The 5195-nt window shown below is 54.0% G+C and carries 7 protein-coding genes; 2 read left to right on the top strand and 5 right to left on the bottom strand.

Translation table 11 applies throughout. The features are described from left to right. Positions 1-48: 48 nt before the first annotated feature. Positions 49-978, top strand: a complete 930-nt coding sequence (locus ACXJ5O_RS18080; RefSeq protein ID WP_457301101.1) for an aldo/keto reductase — start codon at positions 49-51, stop codon at positions 976-978. Positions 979-1042: 64 nt separating this feature from the next. Continuing rightward, positions 1043-1663 carry a DUF6064 family protein gene (locus ACXJ5O_RS18075; RefSeq protein ID WP_457301100.1) on the top strand — a complete coding sequence of 207 codons (621 nt, stop codon included), beginning with the start codon at positions 1043-1045 and terminating at the stop codon, positions 1661-1663. A 187-nt stretch (positions 1664-1850) separates the two neighbouring features. Here ACXJ5O_RS18075 and ACXJ5O_RS18070 read toward each other — a convergent pair whose 3' ends face one another. From ACXJ5O_RS18070 to ACXJ5O_RS18050, 5 genes are all read right to left on the bottom strand, one after another. Next, complete coding sequence (locus ACXJ5O_RS18070) at positions 1851-2801, bottom strand: adenylate/guanylate cyclase domain-containing protein (RefSeq protein ID WP_457301099.1); 951 nt, start codon at positions 2799-2801, stop codon at positions 1851-1853. After that, complete coding sequence (locus ACXJ5O_RS18065) at positions 2798-3148, bottom strand: hypothetical protein (RefSeq protein WP_457301098.1); 351 nt, start codon at positions 3146-3148, stop codon at positions 2798-2800. Before ACXJ5O_RS18065 ends, ACXJ5O_RS18070 begins: the two co-directional genes overlap by 4 nt. 102 nt (positions 3149-3250) lie before the next feature. Further along, entirely contained in the window at positions 3251-3514 is a 264-nt protein-coding gene (locus ACXJ5O_RS18060; RefSeq protein WP_457301097.1) for a GlsB/YeaQ/YmgE family stress response membrane protein, read from the bottom strand. Positions 3515-3946: 432 nt separating this feature from the next. Then, the gene (locus ACXJ5O_RS18055; protein ID WP_457301096.1) at positions 3947-4267 is read right to left on the bottom strand and encodes a hypothetical protein; all 321 of its coding nucleotides are present in this window, start codon (positions 4265-4267) and stop codon (positions 3947-3949) included. 514 nt (positions 4268-4781) lie between these two features. Further along, positions 4782-5018: a DUF7662 domain-containing protein gene (locus ACXJ5O_RS18050; protein ID WP_183665816.1), complete on the bottom strand. Its 237-nt coding sequence runs from the start codon at positions 5016-5018 to the stop codon at positions 4782-4784. Positions 5019-5195 lie beyond the last annotated feature (177 nt).

The following is a 5195-nucleotide window of genomic DNA, read 5'->3' as shown; positions in this document are numbered from 1 at the left end:
ATACTCCACCAATAAGAGGCAAACCGGCGCGACTTGCGAGGAGACAAGATGGCGAGGCGATTCTCAATCAATCGGCGGGAAGCTCTTGCGCTAATAGCGGGTTCCGGGGCTCTGGCGGGCTTTCCCGACCGGTTGTCTGCTCAGGCGCTCTCGGTCCTGACCAGGCCCATTCCTTCATCCGGAGAAGAACTTCCCGTCGTCGGCCTCGGAAGCTGGATCACCTTCAACGTCGGGGATGACATACAGCTCAGAGATGAATGTACTGCGGTTATGCAGGCCTTCTTCGCTGCAGGAGGCAGGCTGATCGATTCCTCGCCAATGTATGGTTCGGCCCAAGAGACAATCGGATACGGGCTTGAAAAGCTGTCGCGGCCCCGAACGCTTTTTTCCGCCGACAAGGTCTGGATCAGCGATCCGCAGTCCGGCAGGGAGCAAATCAGGCAGTCCCAAAGCTTTTGGGGTGTGCCTCAATTCACGCTGCTTCAGGTCCACAATTTGGTGAGCTGGAAAGAGCACCTCCAGACGCTGTTCGAAATGAAGGATGCCGGCCAGCTTAAATATGTCGGCATCACGACCTCGGAGGGACGCCGCCATTCTGAAGTCGAGGATATCATGATGTCGCAGCCGATCGACTTCGTCCAGATAACTTACAATGTCTTGGACCGCGATGTGGAGGACCGCATCCTGCCGCTCGCCACAGAGCGCAAGATCGCCGTCATCGTCAATCGGCCCTTCAGGCAGGGCGACCTTATCGCGCAGATGGCGGATCACCCCCTGCCGGACTGGGTCTCCGAAACCGGCGCGAAGACCTGGGCGCAACTGATGCTCAAATTCATCATCTCGCATCCGGCTGTTACCTGCGCCATTCCCGCGACCGCAAACGTGGCGCATGTACAGGAAAACATGGAAGCGGCAACGGGAACCGTCATGGACCCGGCCTTGCGCAAACGCACCATCGCCTACGCAGAAAGCCTGTGATGGCTGGCCGGAATGAGGATGCCTTGTGACGGAGTGGTGGTCATATAGGCCGTCCGATTTTTTAATGTTTTCGCCTCGGGTATTTTTCAGGCAGATCGAGAGCTATAACCTCGCCCTTTGGCCACTTCAGATTCTGATGTTACTGGTGGGTGTAGGCCTCGTTTGCTTGCTCGCGAGTGCCCGGCCGAATGCCAGTAGGATCGTTGCGACGGTTCTGGCTGCGCTTTGGCTGCTAGTCGGTTGGGCCTATCTCTGGTCGCGTCTGTCAAGCATCAACTGGGCAGCCACATACGCCGCTTGTGGCTTTGTGGCTCAGGCGATCCTTTTGCTCGCCGTTCAGGTTATCCCGCGCAGAACTGAAGCGTCATTGGCGGGCGGTTTCGCAGGGCTGATCGTCATGGGGGTGGCCGTCCTGATCTATCCCTGCCTGTCGTTGATGGCAGGTAGGGGATTGGAAACTGCGGAAGTTTTCGGCATAATGCCCGATCCGACTGCGATAGCGACGATCGGGTTTCTGGCATCGACTGGGTACCGCTACGACTTCCTGTTGTTCATTATCCCGACGCTCTGGCTTGTTAGCAGCAGCGTCACACTTTTCACCATAAGTGATCCCGTTTGGTGGGTGCCGCTTACCATGTGTCTCGTCGGAATTTCACTGGCGATCGCTAAAAGGTGGGGGGCCTAAACGCCATCAATCAGCTGAGCGCTCCGCCATGAAATTATGATGAGGGCGTCGTCGAAAAGTTCTTGAGCGCATCGGCAACCAAGCAGTGAACAGAACGAGAAGGATGACATAAGGTGGATGGTTGCCTGCTCCTTTCAATATCGGCTCCGCAACTACGCTTGTGGGGATTATGCCAAAGCGAGGAAAATTATCTATTGTCCCGTTCATTTTGGAATCCAGACAGCTCGGCCAACCGGATTTCAGCGAGAGCCTTAAACTCTCCCTCGGGGTATTTCTCCAAATAGGCCTCAAAACTGGCCGCGTCGCCATCTTTGATAGAAGTCCAGAATTCGAGCTCGACCTCCCTGTCAGCCGCCACATCTGGTTTGGCTGCAGTCGGCTTTGCCAGACGCGTTTTCGCAAGAGCAGTGAAGTCGCCATCCGGATATTGTTGTAGATACGCCCGATACTCTTCGTGATCACCGCTCGATTCCACCGATTTCCAAAATTCAAGTTCGACTGGATCGGCACCGCGACCTTCTGAAGTGGCGTCCATATCAGTTAATTGAATACTGGACTTTCCATCAGCAGGTTCCGATATCGGGAGTGGGGAAGTAGCGTTCGGATCGAACTTGACACGGAACACCCGGACGGGCCGAGTAATATTCTTAACTTTATGCTCTCCAAGGTCTTCGAATTCATAGTCCATCCTATCGCGCAGATGATCACGCACTCCTCTGGTCACGGAGATGCTACCAGGCTCCGCCATTGCCTCGAGCCGAGCGGCAACATTGACACCATCTCCAAATATCCCGTCATCCTTCACCATCACATCGCCAACGTTAATGCGGATGCGCAACATCATTCTCCGGTCCGGGGGTAAAGCGGCGTTGGCCTTGGTCAGGGCTTGCTGGATTGAGACCGCGGAATGAACGGCATCGACGACGCTGGCGAACTCTGCCAGAACGCTGTCGCCCGCCGTACCGGAGATTTCTCCACGGCCCTGAACGATTATAGCGTCGATGATGGAACGGTGCGACGATAGTGTTGCGAGAGCTGCCTCTTCATCCTGATGCATTAATCGCGAATACCCTTCGACATCGGCTGCCAGAATTGCAATAAGCTTTCGTTCAAGCGGGGGTGCCTCCATGATTGTCATCTCATCCTGTAAGACCTGCCAAAGAGCGCTTGGGTAAGACGGAAGCTCAAAATGCTGATTGCCAGCAGTGAGATCACAGGGCGCTTATAAAATTGTCTTTCTCCCTCGGAACGTAACCGTGCTGGCGCTTGGGCCACGATTGCGGTTGCTTCCTCAGCGATAAGACTTGCCGACTCGGCGAGACGGCCAATCTCCGCCCGGAGTGCCGCCAGTTGATCCGACATAGGTATGTATTGCGATATTGCTTCGCCCGGGTCTTTCTTGCGTTGTTCAAGAACCTGGTCAACCAGGTAGGTGTCGCTTCCATTTTCGGCTTCATCTTCATTGGACGTGGGTTCGATTTGCATTGATCAATCCTGTATTGTTCCGGAAAAAACCCGTGGCCTTATCGACCCCGCTAAGTAAACCCGTCGCAATCTCCTGCAACCGGGCCAAGTGCTGTGGTAGTTTCATACGGCCCTAGGTCCTCGAAACATCCGGCCCACAGCGATGAGAATACACGCGCCGATGAATCCGGCGACCAAATAGCCCAACCACCCCGTCAGGGTAACGCCAAAAAACGATAGCAACGCATTGGCTATGATGGCCCCGACAATTCCCAAAATGATGTTCATGATCACGCCTGTATTGCTTTTCATAAACATCTCAGCAAACCAGCCTGCAAGACCACCTATGATGATCGCGGCAATCCAACCAATTTCAGCATTTTCCATTTCAAATTCTCCATGTGACACAATGTCGAAAATGCAACCCTGAGAAGAAGAATTTGTTCCGGAAGAAAAAGACACGTCATGAAATCCCGATGTCGACGTCAGGACGATCACCACCTTCACAGATCCTTGCCGCGAAACATTCTCAGCGATCTCGTCGGCGCAATAACTGCGGAATTAGGTAGCAAAAGCCACCAATTGTCATCTATGCTATTGAAAAGCAATCATATTAGCGTTGACTTTAGATCGTTCCTGCCTCGGCCATGACGCACTCATTCCGTGCGCTTTTATGGGCGGCAAGCGGTATGTTCCGTCCGAGACCGATGTTGGGCGGTAGGATCTCAAGGTCAAATTGAAATCGCCCTCTGGCGCGGGCAACCAGCTGGCCGTCTGCCGATAGTAGGGACACCTCGCTGTTCCGCAAGACGAGAACGCTCAACCGCCGGAGCATGCGGACGGCATGGCTCGGCCAACGCCCCACGATAGGTGCCCCTGCACGATGCTCAGCGTCTGCCGGCCATTCGAAAAGGTCGTTCCTTCTGATCCCATGGAGGGCAGATCGACCGCGGTCGCGCCGTTGACGGATACCGAAGCGCGATCGCCGAGGAGACGCACTGCCAGATGCGTGCCGTCCTCGCACGTGTAGTTGCTGACGGGATAGGGGTTGCCCGCGCCGATCGACGCTTCAGGCGTGGATTGCTCGCTGCTTGCAAGCATCAGGGCGCTGAATGCCGCGATCGATAGATGTCCAAACAAAATAGTCCTCCAAACTGGCACGAGCGTAGATGAAACAGAGAACGATGTCTTCTCGAGAGTAAGCACACATCCACCGATATCCTTAAAAAGGCTACGTTGTGCAGGAATTCAAATCTGGTGGTTTTGCTACCTAATCCCGAATAACTGCAGGGAAGTGGTACCTTTATAGTTTGCGCGAGGACTGCAGGCCCTCACCATCCATTATGACCACCCTACCGCGCGTTTTTGCCTTCAACACTGCTTTTCTGTGCAAGTGCAGGATCGAACTTGTCACGAGGGTAGTCCGCGCCTTTCCAGAAATATAGCGCACTCGAACACAAAGAGGTTTGGGCTCCGGTGTCAATGGATGCGGCATTAAACACAGCACATCGCGTAGCCTACACCGTCAACGGCGTAAATGAGCCCCCCGCTTGGTCTCCTCGTTCGGAAGCCGCACCTCACGCCGAAATCAGTTCCTCAGGAGACAAGTGTGTCTATTTTTGTCAACCATTCCAGCATGGGGCTCGCAGGAAACTTAACTTCGAACGAAGCGCACCTTGTCGTTCCCATGTACGAGATATGTCTTATAGCCAGCTTTTTGTGATGCTTTGTGCCCCGCGCACATCTTCGCTGCGTCTTCCCAATATTGGGACTGCTCTGCAGACTTCGGAAGATATCCGTTGATGATGTCAGCAATCTCATCGAATGTCAGAGTAAGTTCACCTTCTGTCCTAAGTTTAAGATAGTCGGTGAGGCCCGCGTATTTGGTCATATTCGGCATCCCCTCAAAACCCGTGGATATGAGACACAATCTGGCAGGACGCAACTACCCAATTGAGATGCAGAGGTGGATTAACTCGGGTACCTCGAATTTAAAGGGGCTTCGTCCTTGTTCCGCACTAATCGCGGTTGATACGATAATATTAATGTGGGTGGAGCGGACCTTAGC

It is taken from the genome of Phyllobacterium sp. P5_D12, from assembly GCF_054049495.1.
The sequence above is the reverse complement of the archived record's forward strand: the minus strand, read 5'-3'. Positions and strand labels throughout refer to the sequence as shown.